This window comes from Sphingomonas brevis (assembly GCF_023516505.1).
GTDB classification, from domain to species: Bacteria; Pseudomonadota; Alphaproteobacteria; order Sphingomonadales; family Sphingomonadaceae; genus Sphingomicrobium; species Sphingomicrobium breve.
The window spans coordinates 508,615-532,621 of the sequence record NZ_JAMGBB010000001.1 but is presented as its reverse complement, the minus strand read 5'-3'; the positions used below and the strand labels follow the sequence as shown (position 1 = coordinate 532,621).

22 protein-coding genes are annotated in these 24,007 nt (G+C 64.2%); 11 read left to right on the top strand and 11 right to left on the bottom strand.

Going from position 1 to position 24,007, the window contains the following annotated elements; translation table 11 throughout:
- Positions 1-114: 114 nt before the first annotated feature.
- Together fmt and truA are read left to right on the top strand one after the other, a co-directional pair.
- The gene (gene fmt, locus LZ518_RS02845) at positions 115-1,083 is read left to right on the top strand and encodes a methionyl-tRNA formyltransferase (RefSeq protein WP_249914527.1); all 969 of its coding nucleotides are present in this window, start codon (positions 115-117) and stop codon (positions 1,081-1,083) included.
- On the top strand, positions 1,080-1,820 hold the full coding sequence (gene truA / locus LZ518_RS02840) for a tRNA pseudouridine(38-40) synthase TruA (protein WP_249914526.1): 741 nt from the start codon (positions 1,080-1,082) through the stop codon (positions 1,818-1,820). The genes fmt and truA overlap by 4 nt, the downstream gene beginning before the upstream one ends.
- Before the next feature lie 98 nt (positions 1,821-1,918).
- On the opposite strand, the gene LZ518_RS02835 is transcribed toward truA, so the two are convergent.
- The gene (locus LZ518_RS02835; protein WP_249914525.1) at positions 1,919-3,136 is read right to left on the bottom strand and encodes a pyridoxal-dependent decarboxylase, exosortase A system-associated; all 1,218 of its coding nucleotides are present in this window, start codon (positions 3,134-3,136) and stop codon (positions 1,919-1,921) included.
- Positions 3,133-4,629, bottom strand: coding sequence for an acyl-CoA ligase (AMP-forming), exosortase A system-associated (locus LZ518_RS02830; RefSeq protein ID WP_249914524.1), 1,497 nt, complete (start codon positions 4,627-4,629; stop codon positions 3,133-3,135). The genes LZ518_RS02835 and LZ518_RS02830 overlap by 4 nt, the downstream gene beginning before the upstream one ends.
- A 130-nt stretch (positions 4,630-4,759) precedes the next feature.
- Between LZ518_RS02830 and LZ518_RS02825 the strand changes: the two genes are divergently transcribed.
- The 3 genes from LZ518_RS02825 to LZ518_RS02815 all read left to right on the top strand — a co-directional run bounded on the left by LZ518_RS02825 (position 4,760) and on the right by LZ518_RS02815 (position 7,271).
- Entirely contained in the window at positions 4,760-5,032 is a 273-nt protein-coding gene (locus LZ518_RS02825; RefSeq protein WP_249914523.1) for an acyl carrier protein, read from the top strand.
- 146 nt (positions 5,033-5,178) lie between these two features.
- Entirely contained in the window at positions 5,179-6,240 is a 1,062-nt protein-coding gene (locus tag LZ518_RS02820; RefSeq protein ID WP_249914522.1) for a DUF47 family protein, read from the top strand.
- 14 nt (positions 6,241-6,254) lie between these two features.
- Positions 6,255-7,271, top strand: coding sequence for an inorganic phosphate transporter (locus LZ518_RS02815; RefSeq protein ID WP_249914521.1), 1,017 nt, complete (start codon positions 6,255-6,257; stop codon positions 7,269-7,271).
- 119 nt (positions 7,272-7,390) lie between these two features.
- On the opposite strand, the gene trxB is transcribed toward LZ518_RS02815, so the two are convergent.
- The 5 genes from trxB to tpiA form a co-directional block, all read right to left on the bottom strand.
- Positions 7,391-8,359, bottom strand: coding sequence for a thioredoxin-disulfide reductase (gene trxB, locus LZ518_RS02810; RefSeq protein ID WP_249914520.1), 969 nt, complete (start codon positions 8,357-8,359; stop codon positions 7,391-7,393).
- A gap of 46 nt (positions 8,360-8,405) precedes the next feature.
- A complete protein-coding gene (locus LZ518_RS02805; protein ID WP_249914519.1) occupies positions 8,406-8,642 on the bottom strand; it encodes a hypothetical protein in 237 nt (78 codons plus the stop codon).
- Positions 8,643-8,827: 185 nt separating this feature from the next.
- Complete coding sequence (gene pyrG / locus LZ518_RS02800) at positions 8,828-10,462, bottom strand: CTP synthase (protein ID WP_249914518.1); 1,635 nt, start codon at positions 10,460-10,462, stop codon at positions 8,828-8,830.
- A gap of 69 nt (positions 10,463-10,531) precedes the next feature.
- The gene (gene secG / locus LZ518_RS02795) at positions 10,532-10,876 is read right to left on the bottom strand and encodes a preprotein translocase subunit SecG (RefSeq protein WP_249914517.1); all 345 of its coding nucleotides are present in this window, start codon (positions 10,874-10,876) and stop codon (positions 10,532-10,534) included.
- Between the two features lie 62 nt (positions 10,877-10,938).
- Positions 10,939-11,691, bottom strand: coding sequence for a triose-phosphate isomerase (gene tpiA / locus LZ518_RS02790; RefSeq protein ID WP_249914516.1), 753 nt, complete (start codon positions 11,689-11,691; stop codon positions 10,939-10,941).
- An 81-nt stretch (positions 11,692-11,772) separates the two neighbouring features.
- Here tpiA and LZ518_RS02785 point away from each other — a divergent pair, with 81 nt between their 5' ends.
- From LZ518_RS02785 to LZ518_RS02770, 4 genes are all read left to right on the top strand, one after another.
- Positions 11,773-13,710, top strand: a complete 1,938-nt coding sequence (locus LZ518_RS02785) for a peptidylprolyl isomerase (protein WP_249914515.1) — start codon at positions 11,773-11,775, stop codon at positions 13,708-13,710.
- Positions 13,711-13,723: 13 nt separating this feature from the next.
- Positions 13,724-14,308, top strand: a complete 585-nt coding sequence (locus LZ518_RS02780; protein ID WP_348538662.1) for an anthranilate synthase component II — start codon at positions 13,724-13,726, stop codon at positions 14,306-14,308.
- A 55-nt stretch (positions 14,309-14,363) separates the two neighbouring features.
- Positions 14,364-15,014, top strand: a complete 651-nt coding sequence (gene lexA / locus LZ518_RS02775; RefSeq protein ID WP_249914514.1) for a transcriptional repressor LexA — start codon at positions 14,364-14,366, stop codon at positions 15,012-15,014.
- Positions 15,015-15,140: 126 nt separating this feature from the next.
- Complete coding sequence (locus tag LZ518_RS02770) at positions 15,141-15,485, top strand: VOC family protein (protein WP_249914513.1); 345 nt, start codon at positions 15,141-15,143, stop codon at positions 15,483-15,485.
- Here LZ518_RS02770 and LZ518_RS02765 read toward each other — a convergent pair whose 3' ends face one another.
- Complete coding sequence (locus LZ518_RS02765) at positions 15,486-17,552, bottom strand: ComEC/Rec2 family competence protein (protein ID WP_249914512.1); 2,067 nt, start codon at positions 17,550-17,552, stop codon at positions 15,486-15,488. It abuts the gene before it with no gap.
- A gap of 93 nt (positions 17,553-17,645) precedes the next feature.
- Here LZ518_RS02765 and gltX point away from each other — a divergent pair, with 93 nt between their 5' ends.
- Complete coding sequence (gene gltX / locus LZ518_RS02760) at positions 17,646-19,067, top strand: glutamate--tRNA ligase (RefSeq protein WP_249914511.1); 1,422 nt, start codon at positions 17,646-17,648, stop codon at positions 19,065-19,067.
- Between the two features lie 16 nt (positions 19,068-19,083).
- Complete coding sequence (locus tag LZ518_RS02755) at positions 19,084-20,370, top strand: citrate synthase (RefSeq protein WP_249914510.1); 1,287 nt, start codon at positions 19,084-19,086, stop codon at positions 20,368-20,370.
- Between the two features lie 3 nt (positions 20,371-20,373).
- On the opposite strand, the gene LZ518_RS02750 is transcribed toward LZ518_RS02755, so the two are convergent.
- Genes LZ518_RS02750 through LZ518_RS02740 form a run of 3 tightly spaced genes read right to left on the bottom strand, consistent with a single transcriptional unit; the run spans position 20,374 to position 23,949 of the window.
- Positions 20,374-21,708 (bottom strand): sensor histidine kinase, encoded by a 1,335-nt coding sequence (locus LZ518_RS02750; RefSeq protein ID WP_249914509.1) that lies wholly within the window; start codon positions 21,706-21,708, stop codon positions 20,374-20,376.
- A complete protein-coding gene (locus tag LZ518_RS02745) occupies positions 21,701-22,705 on the bottom strand; it encodes a hypothetical protein (RefSeq protein WP_249914508.1) in 1,005 nt (334 codons plus the stop codon). The genes LZ518_RS02750 and LZ518_RS02745 overlap by 8 nt, the downstream gene beginning before the upstream one ends.
- A gap of 44 nt (positions 22,706-22,749) precedes the next feature.
- Positions 22,750-23,949 carry a hypothetical protein gene (locus tag LZ518_RS02740; protein WP_249914507.1) on the bottom strand — a complete coding sequence of 400 codons (1,200 nt, stop codon included), beginning with the start codon at positions 23,947-23,949 and terminating at the stop codon, positions 22,750-22,752.
- Positions 23,950-24,007: the final 58 nt, after the last annotated feature.

Below are 24,007 nucleotides of genomic sequence, written 5' to 3'. Positions count from 1 at the left end.
GACTGGATTGCTTCGCTTCGCTCGCAATGACGACAGAGATACCGTCATTGCGAGGAACGCAGTGACGAAGCAATCCATGTAGGAATTTTCCCTCTGCTCGGCCATAGGGCGCCGATGCGGATCATCTTCATGGGCAGCCCGGACTTTGCGGTACCGACGCTCGAGGCGCTGGTCGACGCCGGCCATGAGGTGGTCGCGGCCTATACCCAGCCGCCTCGCCCCGCCGGCCGCGGCAAGGGCGAGCGAGAGACCCCGGTGCAGCAACGCGCCGAAGAGCTGGGCATCGAGGTTCGCTATCCGAAGTCGCTCAGAGGTGAAGCGGAGCAGCAGGCCTTCGCCGAGCTGGAGGCCGACGTCGCGGTGGTCGCCGCCTATGGCCTGATCCTTCCGCAAGCGATCCTGGATGCCCCGATGCTGGGATGTTTGAACGTCCATGGCTCGCTGCTGCCGCGCTGGCGCGGCGCCGCGCCGGTACAGCGGGCGATCATGGCCGGCGATGAGGCGACCGGCATCACCATCATGCAGATGGAGGCGGGCCTCGATACTGGCCCGATGCTGTTCAAGCGCGCGGTTGAAATCGATGACAAGAATGCTGCACAACTCACGGAAGAGTTAGCGAAATTGGGCGCGGCGATGATGGTCGAGGTGCTCGCCGACCTGCCCAATTACGATCCGATCGAGCAGCCCAAGGATGGGGTCACCTATGCCGGCAAGATCAGCAAGGCCGAGGCGCGGATCGACTGGTCACGGCCAGCGGCCGAGCTGGTCCGCCTCGTCCGTGGCCTGGCGCCCTTCCCAGGCGCCTGGTTCGAAGCCAATGGCGAGCGGATCAAGATCCTGGCCGCGGAAGTTGAACCTTCAGCTTGTCATCCCCGCGAAAGCGGGGACCCAGCGGACCAAATAGAAGATCTGGGTTCCCGCTTTCGCGGGAATGACGGACAGGTATTGGACGATGGCTTGCTAATCCAGTGCGGCAATGGCGCCCTTAGGCCGACGCTCCTGCAGCGCGCCGGTAAGGGCGCGATGAGCGGCAACGAGCTGCTTCGAGGCTTTGCAATCGCAAAGGGCACGATGCTTCAATGACCCGCTGGCGCCTGACGATCGAATATGACGGCGGGCCGTTCATGGGCTGGCAGCGGCAGGACCATGGCCCGTCGGTGCAGGAGGCGCTGGAGCAGGCGGCGTTCCGGATGACCGGGGAGCTGGCCACGATCCATGCCGCAGGGCGCACTGACGCGGGCGTGCATGCGCTGGCGATGGCGGCCCACGTCGACGTTATGAAGACGCTGACTGAACATCGGTTGCGCGAGGGGATCAACGCATTGGTCAGGCCCGCCCCGGTCAGCGTGACGGCGGTCGAGCCGGTTGCCGACGACTGGCATGCGCGATTCAGCTGCGTCGGCCGGCGATACCTCTATCGGATCCTGAACCGCCGCGCCCCTCCCGCGCTGGACAAAGGCAAGGTGTGGCATGTGCCGATCGCATTGGATGCGGAGGCGATGGCCGAGGGCGCGGCGCACCTTGTCGGGCGCCATGATTTCACCACCTTCCGATCGGTCCATTGCCAGTCGCAAAGTCCGTTGAAGACGCTCGACAGCCTGACGGTCAGCCAAGTCGGCGAGGAAATCCATATCCGCGCCGCCGCCCGGAGCTTCCTCCATCACCAGGTGAGATCGATGGTCGGCTGCCTGGCCCTGGTCGGGCGCGGTCGGTGGACGCCGGGGGATGTGAAGACCGCGCTGGAGGCGAAGGACCGGCAGGCGCTCGGCCTCAACGCGCCGCCGGAAGGGCTGTATTTCGTCGAGGCGGTGTATCCCTGATTCCACCGTCATCCCAGCGAAGGCTGGGATCCACGTCATTCAAAACAAGCGTTGCGGAGCGACATGGGCCCCAGCCTCCGCTGGGGTGACGGTTCGAGCTAAACAAGCATCTCCCTCGCCATCGGCTGGTTGAGGAAGCCGGTCGGGCTGGCGCTGAGGCCATAGGCGCCGGCGCAGAAGATGGCGACCAGGTCGCCGACCTCCGCCCGGGGCAATATCGCCTCGTCGGCCAGGAGGTCGAGCGGGGTGCACAGGCAGCCCGTAATGGTCACTTCTTCCTCGGCCTCAGCGCCCATTCGACTGGCGATGGCGACAGGGTAGTTGCGGCGCAGCAGCTGGCCGAAATTGCCCGAGGCCGCGAGCTGGTGCTGGAGCCCCCCGTCGGTCACCAGGAAGGTCTTTCCGCGGCTCTCCTTCTTGTCGACGATGCGGGTCAGATAGACCCCCGCCTCGCCAACCAGCCATCGGCCCAGCTCAATTGCAAACTTAGTGTCGCGAAGAATTTTAGGTCGTTCCGTCAGAGTCTTGGCAAGCGATTCTCCCACCGCTTCGACGTCAAGCGGCTCGTCCTTGGAGAAATAGGGAATGCCGAAACCACCGCCGAGATTGACGTGCGGAGGCACTTGGCCGGCCTCCTCGCAAATCGAGGCCGCCAGCGCGACCGTTTCGCGCTGCAGCTCGATCAGCGCATCGGCCTGAAGCGCCTGGCTGCCGGCAAATATGTGCAGGCCCTGCCAATTGGCGCCTGCCTCGACGATGCGACGGACCAGTGCCGGGACGCGGTCATGGTCGATTCCGAACTGGCTCGGGATGCCGCCCATCTTCTGCCCCGAGCCCTTGAGCCCGAACGGCGGATTGACCCGCACCGCCAGCTTGGCCTCCAGCTCCTCGCGCTTGCAGATCGCCAAAGCCCGCTCCGCTTCGCCTTCGCTTTCGAGGTTGATGGTAATTCCCGCGCGGATCGCGGTCTCAATTTCAGGCGAGCGCTTGCCCGGCCCGGCAAAGCTGATCGGCAGGCCGAGATGCGCGACCTTGCCGAGCTCACCCGACGAAGCCACGTCGAAGCCGTCGACCAGATTTGCCATGGCTTCGAGTAGCGGCGCGTAAGGATTTGCTTTGACGGCATAATGCAGCCCCAACTCCGGAAACGCCGTCCGCAACCGCCGGACCTGCAGGGCGATCCGCTCGCTGTCATAGACGAACAACGGCGTGCCACCCGCATGTTCGACCAACGTCTCGACATCATGGCCCCCGATCAACAGCCGGCCTTCGCCGTCATTCTCGAAACCAGGCGGGATCGGTCCCAGCGCCTTCATGCGAGCTCAGCCTTCAAGGCAGCGCGGTCCAGCTTGCCGTTCGGCCCGACAGGCAATTCCAGCTTCCACATGACCCGCTGCGGCAACATGTGCGCGGGAAGCTCGCGCCGGAACCAGGTCAGCAGCCTCTGCTCTGCGTCCTGACCCTTGGCCACCGCGACAAGCAGGATGGCCTGCCCCAGCCGCGCATCAGGCACGCCGAATGCCGCTGCCTCGCTTACCGCGCCGCTGGCGAGAGCTGCTTCCTCGATTTCGGTCGGACTGATGCGATTGCCCGCCACCTTTATCATTGCATCGTCGCGGCCGCGGAAGCGCAGCAACCCATCCTCGCCCTTCGCTACCGTATCGCCCGACCAGACGGCGATGCCGCCAAGCCTGCTGAAGCCGGGCGCCGGCTTGAACCGTTCGGCGGTGCGCGTCGCGTCGTGCCAATAGCCTTGCGCGACGAGCGGCCCGGCATGGACCAGCTCGCCTTCCTCGCCAGCTGGCGCTTCGCTTCCGTCGGGGCGAACGACCATCAGCTCGGCGAAAGGAATGGCCGAGCCGACGCTGTCGGGATTCGCGTCGACCAGCGAAGGATCGAGGCTCGATGAGCGGAAGGCTTCGGTGAGACCGTACATCAGGTGCAGTTTCGCTTCAGGGAAGAGTGCGCGCAAGCGGCGGACCACGCGCTCCGGCAGATGACCCCCGCTATTGGTCAGCGTTCGCAAGCTTCGGCCGGCATCGCCCCAATCCTGTTCGGCCAGTTGCAGCCACAAGGGTGGGACGCCGGCCAGGACGGTGACGTCATGACGTCCGACCGCCCGAACCACGTCGCGCGGCAGGAGATAGTCGAAGGCGATCGCGCAGCCACCCGCCGCCCAGGTCGAGAGCAGCTGACTCTGGCCATAGTCGAACGCCAGAGGCAGCACGCACAGCGTCCGGTCGCTTGGCGAAAGCCCAAGGTAGCGAGCCACGCTGACCGCACCCAGCCAAAGATTGGTGTGGCTCAGCATCACGCCCTTGGGCCGGCCGGTCGAGCCGCTTGTGTACAGCAGCGCGACGAGATCGTTCGGATCGCACGACGATGGCGGCAATGCCTCCGCGCCATCGGCCCAATCCTCCAGAGCGATGGCATTCGCACACGCCAGTTCGCCGGTCCCGAGACTATCCAGCCGGCCTCGATTGCCAATCAGCAGCTTCGTCCCGCTGTCGGCGAGAATATGCGCGGCCTGGGCGTGCTTCAGGACAGGATTGATCGGCACATGGACCAGCCCGGCGCGCGCCGCCGCCAACGGCATCAGGCAGGCCATGCGGGTCTTGCCCATCCAGGTTGCGATGCGGTCCCCAGGCTCCAGACCCTTAGACATCAATGCGAAAGCCATACGCCCGACGGCAGCATCCAGCCCGGCGAATGTCAGCGGCTCATCACCCGCCACCAGGGCAACCGCGTCCGGCGCGCCGCGCAGCGCCAGATGGTCGAGCGGATAGGGTGTCGGACTAAGTGTCGTCATTGCGAGCGTAGCGAAGCAATCCAGATGTTGGATTGCTGGATTGCTTCGTCGCTGCGCTCCTCGCAATGACGAATTGCATTGAGCCTGCAGTTTCCTTAGGCCCCGGCATATCGACCATGGGGGACCGCAATTGGCGTTGGACGATCGCAATCAAGTCGATGAAACGGTGCGATCGCTGTTGGTCGACGTGCTCAGCCTGGCCAAATCGCGGGTCGCCAAATTCGATGACGAGACCGAGCTGTTCGGCGCCCTTCCGGAGTTCGATTCAATGGCGGTCGCGACGCTGCTCACCGAAATGGAGGAGCGGCTCGGAATCCTGATCGAGGATGAGGATGTCGAGGCAGAAGATCTAATGACCTTTGGAAGATTGGTGGGTCTCGCCGAGCGGCTCTCGCTAAGCTGACCTGTAACATCATTGTCATTGTTCTTGCGGGGGCAATCCCTCGGCTCTAGGTCCGTCGCCAACGCTCAACAGGGGTAAGAGCCATTCGCCAAATTGCCGCACTGCCTTATCGAAACGTCGGCCGCGGGCTCCGCGCGCCGGTCCAGGTGCTGCTGGTGACGTCGCGCGAATCAGGCAGGTGGGTGATTCCCAAGGGCAATTTCGCAAACACGGTATCGCCTCACTCCGCCGCCGCACAGGAGGCGGAGGAAGAGGCCGGGGTTCGTGGCGCGGTCTGCCCGACTCCGCTTGGCACCTATCGCTACCGCAAGCGCAAGGGCAGCGGCGCGGCGCTGATGGCCGACGTCGAGGTGTTTCCCCTGTCTGTGAGCGAGGAACTTTCCGACTGGAAAGAGAAGAAGCAACGCAAGCGGCGCTGGTTCAGCCTGAGCGATGCCGCAAACGCGGTCGAGGAACCCGATCTTCGCGACCTCATCCGTTCCTTTAACAGCAGTGAATTCAACCAGGTGGCGCGCCGGACTTCGGTCCTCAGCGTCGTCGCCGAGAAATCGAAAGTGGGCCCGATGTTTGCCTGGTTCCAACGGCTGCTACCAAAAACCGGCGGCTTCTTTGAATTGTTCGAAGCGCATGCCGTGGCCATCACCGGCGCTGGCGACGCGATCGGCCGCCTGATCCAGGGCGGGCCGGCCATGCACGAAAATGCGCGTGAGATTTACGAGCGCGAACATGACGCCGACGAGATCATCCGCGAGGTGCTGAAGACGGTTCGGCAAACCTTCCTCACCCCGTTCGATCGAAGCTCGATCACCGCGCTGATCGGGGCGATGGACGATTCGATCGACGAAATGCAGGCGGCGGCTTCCGCCATCGAACTTTATGAAGTGACTGAGTTCGGCCAGGAAATGAAGGACATGGCCGCAATCATCGTCGACTCGGCAAGGCTTGTCGCGGAGGCGATGCCGCTGCTGCGCAACGTCGGCGACAATGGCACCCGCCTCCACGAACTGACCGAACGGCTGGTCCGGATGGAGGGCCATGCCGACGAAATTCACTCGCTCGGGCTGAAAGCCGCGTTCCAGACCCACCGCGACGGGAATGCGATCGAGTTCATCGTCAAGCGCGAACTGTTCAAGCACCTCGAGCGGATCGTCGACGCATTCGAGGACGTGGCAAACGTCATCGACAGCATCGTCATCGAACATAGCTAAGCGGGCCGCCTCTGATGCATGAACTGGCGATGCCGCTGCTGATCGGACTAATCGTCCTGGCGCTGGCGTTCGATTATTTGAACGGCCTTCACGACGCGGCCAATTCGATCGCCACCGTGGTTGCGACCAAGCTTCTGGGGCCGGTACAAGCGGTGGCCTTTGCCGCCTTCTTCAACTTCGCGGCCTATTTCCTTACCTTGTGGTTCCCGGCCCTGCACAAGGTCGCTGACACGATCGGCAAGGGTCTGATCGACAAGGACATGGTCACGCCGGCCGTGGTCTTCGCCGCGCTGATCGGGGCCATGTTCTGGAACGTGGTGACCTGGCTGAAGGGCATCCCCTCGTCATCGAGCCATGCGCTGGTCGGCGGAATTGTCGGCGCGGGCGTGGCGGCGGCAGGTACCGGCACCATCCAATGGTCCGGCCTCAACAAGACCCTGCTGTTCATTCCGCTGGCGCCGCTGCTCGGTATGCTGGTGGCGATGCTGATCATGCTGTTGACCAGCTGGGCCGCGCTGCGCGCATCCAACCGTGGGGCTGAGGGGACGTTTCGGGCGCTGCACCTGGCGTCGGCCGCAGCTTACTCGGTCGGGCACGGCCTCAACGATGCGCAGAAGACGATGGGCATCATCACCGTGCTGCTCTATTCGACGGGCTATCTCAGCGGTGAATTCCACGTACCGCATTGGGTCGCGATCAGCTGCTACATCGCGATCGGCCTCGGGACCATGACCGGCGGCTGGCGGATCATCGAGACGATGGGCAGCCGGATTACCAAATTGTCGCAGCATCAGGGCTTCGCCGCCTCAACCGGCGGATCGGTGATGTTGTTCGGAGCGAGCTGGTTCGGAATCCCGGTGTCGACCACTCACACCATCACCGGCGCGGTGATCGGCGCCGGCGTGGCCAAGCGGGCGTCGGCTGTCCGCTGGGGAGTAGCGCAGAATGTCGTGATGGCCTGGCTGATCACCATCCCGGCCTCGGCGGCCGTGGCGGCGCTGTTTTTCTGGATTACAACGCTGTTCGACTAAAGCGCTGAGCAGACAGTAAAATTTCGTCTTTCCCGCGAAAGCGGGAACCTAAATCTATTGATTCCGCTGGGTCCCCGCTTTCGCGGGGATGACGAGGAGGTTGTGCACGATGCCGCAGCCTATTCAGCGGCTTGCAGGGCTCCAAACTCTTCGGCGGCGAGGAACTTCTCGGCGTCGAGCGCAGCCATGCAGCCGGTCCCGGCGGCGGTCACCGCCTGTCGGTAGATCTTGTCCATCACGTCGCCGCAGGCGAAGACTCCGGGGACGGACGTGCGGGTCGTTCCGGTCTCGACCTCGATATAGCCGTCGCTGTCGAGCTTGAGCTTGCCGGCAAATAACTCGGTTGCCGGCTTGTGGCCGATGGCGACGAATGCCCCATCGACATCGATCCGGCTGATCGAGCCGCTCTTCACGTTGCGGATGTCGAGCCCGACCAGCGCTTCCGGCATGCCGCCGGCGACGAACTCGGCGACTTCGCTGTCCCAGATGATCTTGATGTTGGGATGGGCGAACAGCCGGTCCTGGAGGATTTTCTCGGCGCGAAGCGAATCGCGGCGGTGGATCAAGGTCACGTCATGGCTGTGGTTGGTGAGGTAAAGTGCTTCCTCGACCGCGGTGTTGCCGCCGCCGATCACCGCCACCTTCTTGCCGCGGTAGAAAAAGCCGTCGCAGGTCGCGCAGGCCGAAGCGCCTTTCCCCTTCATATGCTCTTCCGACGGCAGGCCGAGCCATTTGGCCTGGGCACCGGTAGCAATGACCAGCGCATCGGCGTGATATTCCCCGCCGCTGTCGCCTTTGAGAACGAACGGGCGGCGCGACAAATCGACCTCGGAGATGTGATCCCAGACGACCTTGGTGCCGACATGCTCGGCCTGGGCCTGCATTTCGTCCATCAGCCAGGGTCCCTGGATAACGCTGCGAAAGCCCGGATAATTTTCGACGTCGGTCGTGGTGGTCAGCTGGCCGCCCGGCTGGATGCCCTGGACGACGATCGGATTGAGGCCGGCGCGCGCGGCATAAATGGCGGCGGTGTAGCCGGCAGGACCGGAGCCGAGGACGATCAGGCGACTGGAAACGATATTGCTCATCGCCGTCAATTAGGGTGCGACTCGCGCTCCCGCAATGGTTTGAAAATCAGAGCAGGAAGGTCGGAGTTGGGTCGACCACGGACGGGATCATCCGGGTGATCGGGCAGCCCTGCGGCTTGACCTTTGCCTGCTGCTGGTTCGCAACCTGCTGCCGCTGCTGTTGCACCTGCTGAGGCGGGTCGCCTTTCTGGCAGGTCTGGCGTTTGACCGGTTCGCCCGCCATCGCCGGGACGGCGCCGAAGGCCGTTACCAACAATGCTCCGATGATGAGCTTCCCCTGCATGGAGCCGAGGTAGCGCCTCTGTCGATGAACGCCAAATGAATCGGCATGAGGCGCGGAGCCGAAGCCTGGCTTCGGCGAACAGTCGACGAATGCCGGCCAGCGCGCGCAGCAGCGACTGACGTCACGAATTCACTTCGTGACGGCCCCCTGTCCCGCATGCCGATCATCAAGTCCGGGATGACAGCTTAGACCAACCTGCTCTGCTTGACCGCGGCCGCCACAAAGCCGGCGAACAGCGGGTGCGGGTTGAACGGGCGGCTCTTCAGTTCGGGATGGAACTGCACGCCGATGAACCAGGGATGGTTGGGCCGCTCGACTATTTCGGGCAGCTCGCCATCGGGCGACATGCCGGAAAAGATCAGGCCGCCCTTTTCCAGCGCATCACGATAATGGACGTTGACCTCATAACGGTGGCGGTGGCGCTCGCTGATTTCGGTCGTGCCATATTGCTCGGCCACCTTGCTGTTGTGGCCCAGCTTGGCGGCATAGGCCCCCAGCCGCATGGTCCCGCCCAGGTCGGTCTCCGCATTGCGCTTCTGGAGGCCTTCGGGGCTCATCCACTCGGTTATGAGGCCTACGACCGGCTCGTTGGTCTCGCCAAATTCGGTGGTCGAGGCATCCGAAATTCCGGCGGTATTACGGGCGCCCTCGATGCAAGCCATCTGCATGCCCAGGCAGATGCCGAAGAAGGGCACCTCGCGCTCGCGGGCGAATTGGACAGAAGCGATCTTGCCCTCGCTGCCGCGCTCGCCGAACCCGCCGGGAACCAGGATGCCGTGCAGCGGCTCGAGCTTGGCGGCGAGGTCGGCATCTTCGCCCTCGAACATCTCGGCATCGAGCCACTGAATGTTGACCTTGACCCGGTTGGCAATGCCACCGTGGACCAGCGCCTCGCGCAGGCTCTTGTAGGCGTCCGGCAGGCCGACATATTTTCCGACAACGCCGATCGTCACCTCGCCCTCCGGATGGTCTACCCGGTCCATGATGTCGTCCCACCGCGCCATTTCCGGATCCGGCGCGTCGGTAATCCCGAACACCTTCAGCACTTCGGCATCGAGGCCTTCGGCATGATATTGCAGCGGCACGTCGTAGATCGAACGGGCGTCCAGCGCCTGGATCACCGCTTCCTGGGGAACGTTGCAGAACAGGGCGATCTTGGCGCGGTCGCTCTCGGGGATCGGCCGGTCGGCGCGGCACAGGAGGACGTCGGGCTGGATGCCGTAGCTCGTCAATTCGCGGACGCTGTGCTGGGTCGGCTTGGTCTTCAGCTCTCCCGCCGCCGCGATATAGGGGACCAGCGTAGTGTGGACGAAGCAGCTTTGGCCACGCCCAAGGTCGTTCTTCAGCTGGCGGATCGCCTCGACGAACGGCAGGCTTTCGATATCGCCGACAGTTCCGCCGATCTCGCAGATGACGAAATCGAGGCCCTCGATGTCGGCCTGGGCGAATTCCTTGATGGCGTTGGTGACGTGCGGAACGACCTGGACGGTCGCCCCGAGATAGTCGCCGCGCCGCTCCCGAGCGATGATGTCCCGGTAGATGCGGCCCGACGTGATGTTGTCCGACTGATGCGCCGAAACGCCGGTGAAGCGCTCATAATGTCCAAGGTCGAGGTCGGTCTCCGCCCCGTCGTCGGTCACATAGACTTCGCCATGCTGATAGGGCGACATCGTACCGGGATCGACGTTCAGATAGGGGTCGAATTTCCTGATGCGCACGGAATAGCCGCGCGCCTGCAACAACGCCCCGAGGGACGCTGCGAGAAGACCTTTGCCAAGCGAGGAAACCACGCCGCCGGTGATAAAGACATACCGCGCCATGGGAGTCGGGCCTTACGGGCGCTTTGCCATTCGTGGCAAGCGCCCGAGTCAAATAAAGTTGAAAAAGCGCTACTGAGCGAGCGGGACGGCAGGCGTAGTCTCGTTGCCGGCCGGGGGCGCCGTGGGAGCAATCGGAGCCTGCTGCACCGGCTGCTGCTTCACCAGGCTGGTGTCGACGGCGGTCGATTCGCGGCTGACGCCGGCAATCGCAGCCAGCACGATGGAGATGGTGATGAACAGGCCGCCCAGGATCGCCGTGGCGCGGGTCAGGAAATCCGCCGCCCCGCGGGCGGTCATGAGGCCGGCCGAGGAACTGCTGACACCAAGGCCGCCGCCTTCCGAACGCTGCATGAGAATGACTGCGACAAGCGCCGCCGCGACCAGGGTCTGGACGACCAGCAGGAAGGTGAACATTGAAAAGGCCTAACCGAAAAAAGGAAATTCGGACCGCCAGATAGCGGCGGATCCTGGATTGTTCAACGCGCTGCTTCGACGATCGGCAGGAAGTCGCTTGTCTTGAGGCTCGCCCCGCCGACCAGCGCTCCATCAACGTCATCGACGCCGAAGATTTCGGCGGCGTTCGTGGCCTTGACCGATCCCCCATAGAGAATCCGCACGCCTTCCCCTGCTTCTCCATAGGCGGCCTTCAGCCGTTCCCGCAGCGCGGCATGCATTTCGCCGATGTCCGCGATCGACGGCACCTTGCCGGTACCGATTGCCCAGATCGGCTCATAGGCCACGGCCAGACGGTCCGGGACGCCGGCCGAAGCAACGTCACCGCGAGGCAGGGAAGAATCGAGCTGGGACGACACCGTCGAGACGGCATCGCCCGCTTCGCGGACTGCATCGCTTTCGCCGACGCACAGGATCACCGACAGCCCGGCGAGCAGCGCCGATTCTGCCTTGGCTTTAACGTCGGCGTCGCTTTCGCCCTGCGCCTCGCGCCGCTCGCTATGGCCGACGATGGTCAAGCTGGCGCCGGCATCGATCAGCATGGCCGCCGACACACAGCCGGTATGCGCGCCCTTGTCCGACTGGTGCACATCCTGGCCGCCGATTGCAAAGCCTGGCGCTGCCCGCACGGCGCGCTCGATCAGGGTTGCCGGAAGGCACAGCGCGACATCGGCGCCGGCCGTCTCCGCGGCAATCGAAACGGCGGAAATTTCGCCGAGATCAGCCGCGAGGCCATGCATCTTCCAATTTCCCGCGACCAGCTTTCGCCGTGCCATAAATCTCCCCTTCAGCCCGCTTGCCGTTGTTAGATGCGGCCCCTAAAGCGGCGCGAACCTTTTTCAAAGCCAAGAGATCCCATGCTTTCATTCTTCCGCCGCCTGTCCAAATCCGCGGTCGGTACCGGACTGATGGTCCTGATCCTGCTGATGATCCTGGCCGGCTTTGCGATGCAGGACATCCGCAGCGTCTTTTCCGGCAATTTCGGGATGAGCAAGGGGACGCTGGTCAAGATCGGTGGCGAGCCGGTCAGCGAGCGCGACCTGGATAGTGCGATGAAGCGTGCACTCGCCGACGCACGGCAGCAAAATCCGGAAGCGAGCTATGCGACGCTCGCCAAGCAATTCGACCAAATTCTCGAGGCACTGGTCAACGAGCACGCGCTGATCGCTTTTGGCGAAGATCATGGTTTCGTCATGTCCAAGCGACTGGTCGACGGCGAAATCGCCGCCCTGCCGCAGACCAAGGGGCTCGACGGCAAATTCAATGAGCAGGCCTACAATGCCTTTCTGGCGCAGGAACAGCTCACCGATGCCGACGTCCGCCGCCTGATTCAGGTGGCGATAACCCAGCGGCTGATTCTGGCGCCCGCCGCAGTCGAGGCCAAAGTCCCGGTAGGGGTTGCCCGGCCCTATGCGGCAATGCTGCTCGAGCAGCGCGAGGGCCAGATGTCGGTGGTGCCGGCCGATATTTTCCGCGGAGGCCTCAACCCGTCCGATGGAGATCTTCAGTCCTTCTACACCCAGAATCGTCCGCGCTACATGGTTGCGGAGCAGCGAATCTTGCGGCTGGCCACGATCAGCCCCGAAACGGTAGCTGGAGCTGCCCCGAGCGAGGCCGAGATCGCCGCCTATTACAAGGCCAACCAGGCGAATTATGCCGGCAGCGAAACCCGCGTGTTGAGCCAGGCCGTGGTCCAGGACAAGCAGCAGGCCGACGGCATCGCGGCGCGGGCGAAGGCCGGTGGCAGCTTCGCCGCCGCCGCCGCCCCGGCAGGATTATCCGCTGCCGATGTGGCTGTCGGCCCGCAGACCCGCGCCCAATTCTCGACCCTTGGCGGAGCGGCAATCGCCAATTCCGCCTTCGCCGCCGCCAAGGGCGCGATTGTCGGACCGGTCCGGTCGGACCTCGGCTGGCACGTGATCAAGATCGAAGACATTCGCAATGCGACCGGCAAGAGCCTGGCCCAGGCGCATGATGAGATCGCCGCGCTGCTCGCGACGAGCAAGCGCAAGGAGTCATTGACCGACGCGGTGACCAAGGTCGAGGACAGGATCGACGATGGGGCCAGCTTCGCCGAGGCGGTTGGCGCTGCGAAGCTGCCGGTCGTTACCACTCCTGCGATCAATGCCGGCGGGGCTGCGCGCGGCGACGCCGCCTACAAATTCCCGGCGGAGCTTCAACCCGCGCTAAAGGCCGGCTTTGCGATGGCGGTCGACGACGACCCGGAAGTTGTCACGCTGGCAAATGACGGCGGCTATGTGATTGTCGCGGTCGACCGGGTCATCGAAGCCGCGCCTGCCCCGCTGGCGGAAATAAAGGATCAGGTCCGCGCCGACTGGATCCGCCGCAAGGCGATGGACCGGGCCCAGGCGGTCGCTTCCCAGATCGCGGCCAAGGTAGCGCGCGGCGAACCGATGGAAAAAGCTATCGCCGAAGCCGGTGTGGCACTTCCCCCGGTCGAGCCGGTTGTAGCGCGGCGCATCCAGATCTCGGAAGCCAATGCCGATGCCGCCGCGCCGCTCAAAATGCTGTTTTCCCTGACCCAGGGAAAAAGCCGCATGGTTGCCGACCCGCGCGACCGTGGCTTCTTCATTGTCAAAACCAACAAGATTGTGCCCGGCAACGCCTTTTCCGCGCCTGGCCTGATCGTCAGAACTCAGCGCGAGTTCGAGGGCGCGGTCTCCGATGAGCTCGGCCAGCAGCTGCTGGCGGCGATGAAGATCGAGCAAGGGGTCAAGCGCAACGATGAGGCGATCGCGGCCGCCAAGCAGCGCTATTCCGGCGCCGAACAATGAGCTGAGGCGGCCAGTGACCGCTCCGCGGATCCTGGTGGTCGATAACTTCGACAGCTTCACTTACATGCTGGTCGACTATCTTGCCGCTCTTGGCGCCGAGGTGGCGGTCAAGCGCAACGACGCGTTGACAGTTGCCGAAGCGATTGGTTCTGGCGCTGACGGCATCCTGATCTCGCCTGGCCCCGGCAAGCCCGAAGACGCCGGAATATCAGTTTCACTGGCCAAGGCGTGCATCGAACGGCGGAGATCGCTGCTTGGCGTCTGCCTTGGCCACCAGGCGATTGCGGTTGCCTGCGGCTCTGCCGTCGGGCGGACCCATCCGGTCCATGGCAAGATCGCCCAGGTGCGCCACGACGGCAGCGGACTTTTTGCCGGAATCCCCTCGCCCTTCGCCGCCACCCGCTATCATTCGCTGGCGGTAACCGATCCAAGACCTCCGCTTTTGCCCAATGCCTGGAGCGACGATGGGACGGTAATGGCGATGCGGCATGCCGACGCGCCGGTTCACGGCATTCAATTCCACCCCGAAAGCGTTGCCTCGGAACAGGGTCGGCCATTGCTCAACGCATTCCTAACCGCCTGCTTCGTTACTGCTTGACGCCGGACTTTTTGTTGCCTACACGTTCTCTGTTCGTTCCGCACGGAGGGGTCCGATGCTCACCGCCAAGCAGCACGAGTTGCTGAACTTCATTCACCAGCGGCTGTCCGCAACCGGCGTTTCGCCAAGTTTCGACGAGATGCGCGAGGCGTTGGACCTGAAATCCAAGTCAGGCGTGCACCGGCTCATCTCGGCGCTTGAGGAACGGCAGTTCATCCGCCGCCTGCCCAATCGAGCCCGGGCGCTGGAGGTGGTGAAGATGCCCGAGGTCGCGGCCCCTGCGCCAGTTGCTCAGGCCCGGCCGGTCGTGCCCACTGCGGCCAACGACACGATCGAAATTCCGCTGCACGGCCGGATCGCCGCCGGTACGCCGATCGAGGCATTGCAAGGCAATGAGGGCTTCGCTGTCCCTGCTGCCTTGCTTGGGCCGGGCGAGCATTATGCGCTGGAGGTGTCGGGCGACTCCATGGTCGACGAAGGAATTCTCGACGGGGACTTCGCCCTCATTCGCAAGGTCGACAGCGCCCGTGACGGAGAGATCGTCGTCGCGCTTATCGACAATGAGGAAGCGACGCTCAAAACCTATCGTCGCGAAGGCCAGATGATCCGCCTCGATCCCGCCAATCGTTCCTATGAACCGCAGCGCTATGACGAAAGCAGGGTGACCATTCAGGGACGCCTGTCCGGCCTGATCCGGCGCTACTGAGTTTGACTTACCAACCCCTCCGTTCGTCCTGAGCGGAAGCCCGAAGGGCTGTAGTCGAAGGGCGCGCATGGGGATGACGGAGTTCTGGGTCTATCTCTCGCTCAGGACGAACGGTTAGGAATGGACATGCCCTCACCCCGCATCGACTATGTCGAACTCCCCAGCGTCACGGCGCATGAGCTGACGCGCGGCTTTTACGCCAAGGCGTTCGGCTGGAAGTTCACCGACTATGGTCCCGACTATGCCGCGACAAGCAGCGGCGATGTCGACCTGGGATTGAACGGACAGCCGTCGGAGGCGCTGGCAGCGCCGCTCCCGGTGATCCGGGTTGACGATCTCGAAGCGGCATTCGACGCGGTGATGAAGTCGGGCGGGATCATCGCCAAGGCGATCTTTTCCTTCCCCGGCGGCCGGCGATTCCATTTCATCGACCCATCCGGCAGCGAATTGGCTGTGTGGCAAGAGGCCTGATCAACTCCTCCAAGGATGACGCGCGACCCTTTCGGCAACCGTGGAAACGCGCGGGCTGCCGTCGAGAAAAACTACGACGCCACCATTCTTCTCCAGAGATTGGCGGTCGAGCTTGAGCCAGCGCGGTGAGCATCCTCGCGGCAAGCGGCGATCGGCAACGACGATGTCGGCATCCGCGCAAGCCTTGGTAAGCTCCGCCCAGTCGATCCGGTCGCGGCCGCGGGTTGCGAGCAAGCGCCAAACCGTACCGTGCCGCACAATGTCGGCGACGCATGCATCGCGGCTGCAGCGGGCGAAACCCTGTTCCTCAAGGGAAAGCGGGTCGCCGTCATAGGCCGACGCCTCGCTCATCAGGTCACGGACAAAATCGCCGGTCCGGCTGCGGAGCAGGACGGGCACTCCATCGTCGCGGATCAAGGCCAGGTGCCGGCCATCGCCGGTAATCAATATGTCCGGAACCGGCGCCATGGCAGCGCCGAGCGCGCCCATCGCAAACGGCAAAAGGCCCCATCTCCGGACGGGACCGCTCCATAGGGTCAGCCATAGCCCGCCTCCAATCATCAAGGCGAACGCCCAGCTCGGCATGGTTGGCAGCATCGCGACCGCCCCCTCGGCCTCGCCCACCCGATGAGCCAGGACCAGCATGGCATCGATCGACCATCCGGTGGCCGTCCAAATGGGCGCGCTTAGGCCAAGCGGGTCCAGGATCAGCGCCAGCGCTTCCAAAGGCATGACGACGAAGGTGGTGAGCGGGATTGCGATGAGATTGGCCGCCACGCCGTAGAGGCCTGCGCGATGGAAATGATGAAGCGCGAACGGGATTAGCGCGAGCTCGACCACCAGCCCGGTCAGCAACAGGCCGACGGCGCCGCGCAATATCCTCGAGAACCGGCTTTCATCGCGCGGCCCAAACATTTTCCGAACCGGTTCCCAATGATGCAGCGCAATGATCGAAGTGACGGCGGCGAAGCTCATCTGGAAGCTCGCGCCGGCCAGCGCCTCGGGCCGGATCAGCAGCACCGCCAACGCCCCGACCGCGACCAGCCTCAGGCTGATCGCATCGCGGCCCAGCGCGATTCCGCCGAGTACCAGCAGCGCCGCGATGCACGCCCTTACGGTTGGCACCTGCATCCCGGTCAGCAGCGTGTAGCCCAGGCCCGCCAGCGCTCCCGCTCCCGCTGCGACCAGCACGAGGTTGAAGCGCAGCGCCAACCGCTCGCTGAGCGCCAGCAGTTTGAGCGTCAGCAACATTGCCGCGCTGATCACTGCGGCAATGTGCAGGCCGCTGACAGAGAGGAGATGGGCAAGGCCGGAGCGGCGCATCGCTTCGGCATCTTCGTCACCGACCGCGGACTGGTCTCCGGTCGCCAGCGCGGTGGCGATGCCGCCGGCCCTGTCCCGCAATTGCCCGCGGATATGGCGGCCGAGCCGTTCGCGCAGCGCGTCGAGGCCACCGCCTGGAGAGGGCTCGATAACCTCCACCGGGCCAATTGCGCGGCCGACCGCGCCGATACCCTGAAACCAGAGGTCGCGCGCGAAATCATGGCTGCCCGGCAACGCCATCGGCGGCGGAGGCTGCAGCCGCGCCCTGACACGGATCCTGGCGCCAATGCCTAGGCCGATCGCGACATCCTCGTCAGGAACCGAAATGCGTACCAACCGCGGCAGCCCCTGCGTGGCGGTAACAAGGGTAAGGCGAACGTCGCCCTTGGCGGCACGCATTTCATATCTGTCGACCCTCGCTTCGAACGCCGCGACCCGGGGCCGATCGAGCCGAGGCGCTGCGACATGCTCGCTTCGCCACCAGATCAGGGTGCAGCCGGCGGCGAACGCCAATCCGCCGAACTGCAAGGCCCCGCCAATGCGCCTGGTGCCGATCGCAGCCCCCACCGCGGCCAGGCCGAGGCCGAGCAAAATCGCCGCGCTCCAGCCGCTCCTGTCCGGAATCCATAGCCAGGCGGCGATCCCGGCGCCGAACGCGGCCGTGAACCACGGTGGCACCTGCGCCCGCTCATGCTCGAGAAAGGCTTCAACCGCCGCGAAAACTGCCGAAAATGCCGCAGGCAAAAAGCGTCGATGCGCCGGTTCCAGCGGCGCGTCCTCTGTGATAGGGGCGCTCGTCCAGTCCATTCGGCCCCAGCAGACAAGAGGAAAGATCGGTTGAGCGCAAGCGGCAAAATCGCCCAAGTGGGACAGCCTGTCGTAACCCGCTTTGCGCCCTCGCCCACCGGCTATTTGCACATCGGCGGCGCCCGCACCGCGCTATTCAATTGGCTGTTCGCCCGCCACCACGGCGGCAAATATCTGCTTCGGATCGAGGATACCGACAAGGTTCGCTCGACGAAGGAAGCGATCGACGCGATCCTGGACGGGCTCGACTGGCTGGGAATCGATGGAGACGGCGAACCCTATTTCCAGTCGCAGTTCGAACAGCGCCACGCCGAGGTCGCGCACCAGCTGCTCGATATGGGTGCCGCCTATCGTTGCTACATGACGCAGGACGAGCTGGCGGCGGCGCGCGAGAAGGCCCAGGCCGAGCGCAAGCCCTTCAAGATCAGCAGCCCGTGGCGGGATCGCACCGATTGGCCGGAGGGCGACCCCTATGTCATCCGCATCAAGGCCCCCCAGGATGGCGAGACGGTCATCGACGACCTGGTCCAGGGTCGCGTTACCGTGGCCAATGCCGAGATCGACGATTTCATCCTGCTGCGATCGGATGGAACCCCGACCTATATGCTTGCCGTGGTCGTCGACGATTTCGACATGGGTGTGACTCACGTCATTCGCGGCGACGACCATTTGAACAACGCGTTTCGCCAGCTGGCGATCATCAAGGCGATGGGCTGGCCCGTGCCGACCTACGCCCATGTTCCGCTGATCCACGGTTTTGACGGCGCCAAATTGTCGAAGCGGCATGGCGCGCTTGGCGTCGATGCCTATCGCGACGAGCTCGGCATCCTTCCGGAGGCGCTGTTCAATTACCTCCTCCGCCTTGGCTGGGGTCATGGCGATCACGAGATCATCAGCCGCGACCAGGCAATCGAGTGGTTCGACGTCGACCATGTCGGCAAAAGTCCGTCGCGGTTCGACCTCAAGAAACTCGAAAATCTCAACGGTCATTACCTCCGCGAGGCCGACGACACGCGCCTTGCGACCCTTGCTTCGCGCAAACTCGGGCTGAGCTACGAGGAACTTCAGCTGCTCGTCCGCGCTATGCCGGAGTTGAAAGCCCGCGCGCATAATCTGAACGAACTCGCCGACGGCGCGGAATTCCTCTTCGCGCAGCGGCCGCTCGCGATGGACGAAAAGGCCGCGGCCCTCCTCAATGACGAAGGCCGCGCCCATCTCGCACTTGCACACGCGGCGCTTGCTGCAACGCCGCAATGGGAGCACGATCCGCTGGATGCTGCAGTGCGGGAGGTTGCGGAACGCAACTCACTTAAGCTAGGCAAACTCGCCCAGCCGCTAAGGGCGGCATTGACGGGCAAGACAACCTCGCCGGGGATTTTCGACGTCCTTGTCCTGCTTGGCAAAGACGAGAGCCTCGGGCGCATTGCCGACCAAATGCCAAAGCCGAATTAAAGCCGGAGCCGACCTCATGACCGCAAAGACCGTCACACTCACCACCGAAGGCGGCGATTTTCCTTATCCCCTTCTGGAAGGATCAGTCGGCCCTGACGTGATCGATATCCGCAAGCTTTACGGCCAGATCGACAAATTCACTTACGACCCCGGCTTCACCTCGACCGCAAGCTGCCAAAGCGCGATCACCTACATCGACGGCGACCAGGGCATCCTGCTCCATCGCGGCTATCCGATCGACCAGCTTGCCGAGCATTCGAGCTTCATGGAGGTTGCCTATCTGCTGCTCCACGGCGACCTGCCGAAGAAGAAAGAGCTGGAAGAGTTCGACTATACCATCAGCCGCCACACCATGCTGCACGAGCAGCTGGCGACATTCTATCGCGGGTTTCGCCGAGACGCCCACCCGATGGCGATCATGTGCGGCGTGGTCGGGGCGCTCAGCGCCTTCTATCACGACAGCACCGACATCACCGATCCGCAGCAGCGGCTGATCGCCTCCCATCGGCTGATCGCCAAGATGCCGACGATCGCCGCGATGGCGTTCAAATATTCGATCGGCCAGCCGTTCCTCTATCCGGACAACAGCCTCAGCTACACCGGCAACTTCCTTCGCATGACGTTTGGCGTCCCGGCGGAATCCTATGAGGTCAACCCGATCATCGAAAAGGCGATGGACCGGATTTTCATCCTCCACGCCGATCATGAGCAAAATGCATCTACCTCGACCGTCCGCCTTGCCGGATCGTCGGGCGCAAACCCGTTCGCCTGCATCGCCGCCGGCATCGCTTGCCTGTGGGGCCCGGCCCATGGCGGCGCCAACGAAGCGGCACTGAACATGTTGCGTGAAATCGGGGACGTGAAGCGGATCAAGGAATATGTCGCCCGCGCCAAGGACAAGAATGATCCGTTCCGGCTGATGGGCTTCGGCCACCGCGTCTACAAGAATTACGATCCGCGGGCGAAGGTGATGCAGCAGACCGCCGAGGCGGTGTTGAAGGAATTGAAGCTCTCGGATCCGGTGCTGGACGTCGCCCAGGAGCTGGAGCAGATCGCGCTCCACGACGATTATTTCATCGAGAAAAAGCTCTACCCCAACGTCGATTTCTATTCGGGCATCATCCTCAACGCGATCGGTTTCCCGACCGAGATGTTCACCGCCCTGTTCGCCCTCGCCCGCACCGTCGGCTGGGTGGCTCAATGGAACGAGATGATTTCCGACCCCGAGCAAAAGATCGGCCGCCCGCGCCAGCTATATGTCGGCGCGACGCAGCGCGATTACATCCCGGCGTCGAAGCGCTAGGCGCTAGGCCGAAGGCAGCAGCAATGTGAAGCGCGCCCCTTCGCCGGGCTCGCTTTGCAGTTCGATATCGCCGCCCATCGAGCGCGCAAGCCTGCGGGAGATGGCGAGACCGAGGCCAATTCCGCCCTTACTGTCATCGGCCCGTTCATAACGCTCGAATATCCGTTCCTGGTCTGCTTCCGCGATTCCAGGGCCTTCGTCGGCAACCGTGACCGCGGCCTGCGCGCCCCGTTGCTCCAGGATAACCGCAACCGTGCCGCTGGCAGGAGAGTGGCGGACCGCATTGGCCAGCAAATTGACCAGTATCTGCACCACGCCCCGGCTCTCGCCGGCGGCAGGCAAGGGGCCGTCCGCGCCGACCAGTTCTACCTTGACCGATCGTTTTTCGGCGGCTTCCTCGACCAGCTGCACCGCCTCGGCGGCAGTACTTGCCAAATCGACCTCGGCATCCCCCTTGGCTGCCTCCTGCTCGCTCATCGTGCGAATAACCGACAGCAGGTGCCGCCCCGCCGCGGCGATGTCGCCGGCGTAGGCGGCATAATCGCTCCTCAACGGACCCTCGCTGCGATCGACGATTCGCTCGGCGGCGGCGATGATCCGGTCGAGAGGCGAGCGCAGCGCCTCATCCAGCGCAGGATCGAGCACTGCGAAGGGGGATGAATCCATCTCCGCCGGCCGGTCGATTTCGATTTCATATCCGTCAAAGCGGTCTCCGGCGGTCCGCAAGGCCAGGCCTTTCAGTGTCACCAGCGATTCCCGGTCCTGCCCGCGCAACTGGGCACTCTGCCCGGAGAAGTCGGCGCGGCTGACGAGCGCCATCAACAGCGGCATTGCGCCATCGCCATTGTCGACCAGCAGGAAATGACGAGTGAGCGGCTGGCCAATCGCATCGGCAGGGGCGACTCCGATCATCAGCGCCAGTTCTTCGTCGATCCGCTTGATCTTGAGCTCGCCGTCGGTGGTGAAGCTCAACGGCCGGGCGACCCTTTCCTCTACGTCGAGCGACTCGTTAGTGACCAGCGTGAGACGCGGCGGCGCTGCAGGCCGGGCCTTCCACCCTTCGATCGTCAGGCTGGCGCCCTCGGCATCGGGCACTGCCCTAACCCATAGGTCCAGGTCGCGATCGCTCGATGCGGCAACTACCGAGCGCGCCAATGGCACGCCAAGCTTGATTGCGGAGCGTGCAACCGCTGCAACCTGTGGCAGTGCCAGTGGCGCACCGAGCGACGAGCCAGCTTCCTCCTGAAGCCTCAGCAGCGCGGAATCGGCCTCCGTCAGGCGTCCTTCGCGATCGACGCGGCCGGTGACCGGTCCGAGGTCGAAGGGAGCGCTAGCCATTGCCCGGCTCCAGGGCGTCGCGCGCCGCACGGTAGTGGGGGTCAAGCCGCAGCCAGCGACGGCAACGCTCGACGGCCGCATCGTCAATTGAATCGTAGCGGTCGATAAATCGTTCCGCGGCGCTTGCGCCGGCCATTGGCTCGAAAGCCGCCAGCATCTGGGCGGCGGCGGTGCGGTCGCATCCGGCCAGGCGGGCAAGCATCATCGCATCGCCGCCAGTGAAGAAATTCCATGCGTCCAGCTGGTCGATACCGGCGCGGCGCGCCAACAAGCCGACCAGCAGCGATGCGTCGCCATCCTCGGCAACCCTACGGACCAGGACATCGTCGGCGCGGTTCTGCGCGTCGAGTACCCGGGCCAGTGCGGCGACGGCAGCTTCAAGCCGCCGGCCTTCGTCGTGCCGAGAAAGCAGGCCATGGGACGCCGAGCCTAGTGCCTCATCGGCGTCTTCAGTCAGCGCGTCCCGAAGACCTGCGGCAACGGCGTGGACCAGTGCCACGGCATCCTCGGCATCGAGATCGTCGAACTCGACGCTCATCCGGCCGAACCGGTCACGGCGGCGGCCGCGAGCCAAGGCAAGCGCCATCGCGGCCTCCGCGACTGGCGCGCTATCGTCGCTGACCAGCGATGCGACCGTCGGGTGGCGGGGATCCGCGCGAGCCGACAATTGCTGCTCATCGGCCCGGCGCAGGAGCAAGGCGACCAGCCCCTGCCGTTCCATCAGCCCGGCCGCGCGGAGGCGCCGGTAAAGCCCCTCCCGACCCCTGTCGGCCTGCGCAGCCAGCATTGCCGGAAGGCCGGCAACGAGCTCATCAACAATATCTCCAACCAGCCCGCGAAGCATCGCCGCGATCAGCGCCCGCTCCTCGTCAGTCAGCCGCGAGCCTTCGTCCAGGAAGAAATCAGCCATTGCGACGCCCAGCCGGTCGCGCCCCACGCGCGGGCGCGCAGGATCGACCGGGCGGTCGGCTGCCGATGCAGCGAGCGGCCATTCCACGGGCATCATCCAGTTTTTATAGAACGGATCGGGTTAACGCGCGGTCAATTATGAGGTGCTGATTCCACCGAGTGCCGGAAATGCTGAACGATGAAGAAACTGGCCGTGGCGTAGAGGGCGACACTGGCAAGATATAGGTTCCACCAACCGCCGACCGCGAACGGAATTGCCAGCCAGATCGCGTTGCGGCGCGCAAAATGCCATTCGATGCCGGGAAGCTGGCGCCCGATGCGCTCGATCCGCCCGGCCTCGCCGAATGCGGTGGCGGCCAGCGCCGCCATCATTGCGCCCCAACCCGAACCATGCCGAGCTTCGAACCAGCCCAGCGCCAGCAACGCCAATCCGCCCGCGGGCCACAACAGCCGGCGGGACAGCATTGCCGGACTGAGCGGCTGCAGCCTAAGCATTGCGAGACGTTGGGCCACCAGGTCGAACGGGGTCGACAGGATCAACAGGGCGAGTGCCGCCAAATGCCAGCCCCTGCTGAAGCAGAAAGCGCCGGCGATGGCCATTATCAGCGCCGCCATGACCAGCCAGCCGGGTCGCACTCCGGTCTCCATCAGCTTTTCGGTCGCCATTTCCTCGACGACGGGCAGGAAATAGCGGGCGACCGCGTCCTCCCGCGCGGTGCGCGAAGCGACCAGCAAACGCCGCTCGAAGCCCGCCATCACCGCTTCGTCGTTGGCAAGGAAAGGCCCCCGCCCCTCTCCCGGAGTGGATGGGATCAGCCGCGCTCCGGCCTGCACCGCACGCCGAAGCAAGGTTGATTGCAGGTCCCAGTCGCCAAGCATCGCTGCCGTCGCGCCGAGCATGTTGGAATCGACCTTGGCGAGGCCCGCCCAGCGATTGTGGCCGTCGATCCGCTCAAAAGCTTCATGTGCCTCGTCATCGGGCACGGTGATGATCGCGCCATCGCCTTCCTCCAGCAGCAACTGAAGGTCTCCCATGTCGGGCGCCAGGCCGTCGGCCAGCAGGATCAGCTGGCTGCCTGCCTCGAAACGGCTGGCGGCTTCATTGCCGTCGCTGACCGGGACCACGGAGATTCCCTCTCCGCGAAGCCGCTCGAATGCCTCGTTCAGCGCCGGCGGCACCCGCTCGACCAGCACGGTCAACGGCGCCGCCCCGGCGATGGCGAGGCAGCGCGCCTGATATTCGATCAACGTCCGACCGGCGAGCGGAAGCAGGGCGCGCAAACCGCCCGCATCGTCTTCCTGATAGGCACCGATCAAGGCGCCAAGCGCCATAGATTACCCCGCGATCCGGTAATTCCCCCCTGAGGGCATCGACCATAGGGCAGCGAGT

Excerpts from the sequence above, each read along its gene's own strand:
- fmt (WP_249914527.1), top strand. The coding sequence starts at position 115 with ATGCGGATCATCTTCATGGGCAGCCCGGACTTTGCGGTACCGACGCTC.
- truA (WP_249914526.1), top strand. The coding sequence starts at position 1,080 with ATGACCCGCTGGCGCCTGACGATCGAATATGACGGCGGGCCGTTCATG.
- LZ518_RS02835 (WP_249914525.1), bottom strand. The coding sequence starts at position 3,136 with ATGAAGGCGCTGGGACCGATCCCGCCTGGTTTCGAGAATGACGGCGAA.
- LZ518_RS02830 (WP_249914524.1), bottom strand. The coding sequence starts at position 4,629 with ATGACGACACTTAGTCCGACACCCTATCCGCTCGACCATCTGGCGCTG.
- LZ518_RS02815 (WP_249914521.1), top strand. The coding sequence starts at position 6,255 with ATGCATGAACTGGCGATGCCGCTGCTGATCGGACTAATCGTCCTGGCG.
- trxB (WP_249914520.1), bottom strand. The coding sequence starts at position 8,359 with ATGAGCAATATCGTTTCCAGTCGCCTGATCGTCCTCGGCTCCGGTCCT.
- LZ518_RS02805 (WP_249914519.1), bottom strand. The coding sequence starts at position 8,642 with ATGCAGGGGAAGCTCATCATCGGAGCATTGTTGGTAACGGCCTTCGGC.
- pyrG (WP_249914518.1), bottom strand. The coding sequence starts at position 10,462 with ATGGCGCGGTATGTCTTTATCACCGGCGGCGTGGTTTCCTCGCTTGGC.
- secG (WP_249914517.1), bottom strand. The coding sequence starts at position 10,876 with ATGTTCACCTTCCTGCTGGTCGTCCAGACCCTGGTCGCGGCGGCGCTT.
- tpiA (WP_249914516.1), bottom strand. The coding sequence starts at position 11,691 with ATGGCACGGCGAAAGCTGGTCGCGGGAAATTGGAAGATGCATGGCCTC.
- LZ518_RS02785 (WP_249914515.1), top strand. The coding sequence starts at position 11,773 with ATGCTTTCATTCTTCCGCCGCCTGTCCAAATCCGCGGTCGGTACCGGA.
- lexA (WP_249914514.1), top strand. The coding sequence starts at position 14,364 with ATGCTCACCGCCAAGCAGCACGAGTTGCTGAACTTCATTCACCAGCGG.
- LZ518_RS02770 (WP_249914513.1), top strand. The coding sequence starts at position 15,141 with ATGCCCTCACCCCGCATCGACTATGTCGAACTCCCCAGCGTCACGGCG.
- LZ518_RS02755 (WP_249914510.1), top strand. The coding sequence starts at position 19,084 with ATGACCGCAAAGACCGTCACACTCACCACCGAAGGCGGCGATTTTCCT.
- LZ518_RS02750 (WP_249914509.1), bottom strand. The coding sequence starts at position 21,708 with ATGGCTAGCGCTCCCTTCGACCTCGGACCGGTCACCGGCCGCGTCGAT.
- LZ518_RS02740 (WP_249914507.1), bottom strand. The coding sequence starts at position 23,949 with ATGGCGCTTGGCGCCTTGATCGGTGCCTATCAGGAAGACGATGCGGGC.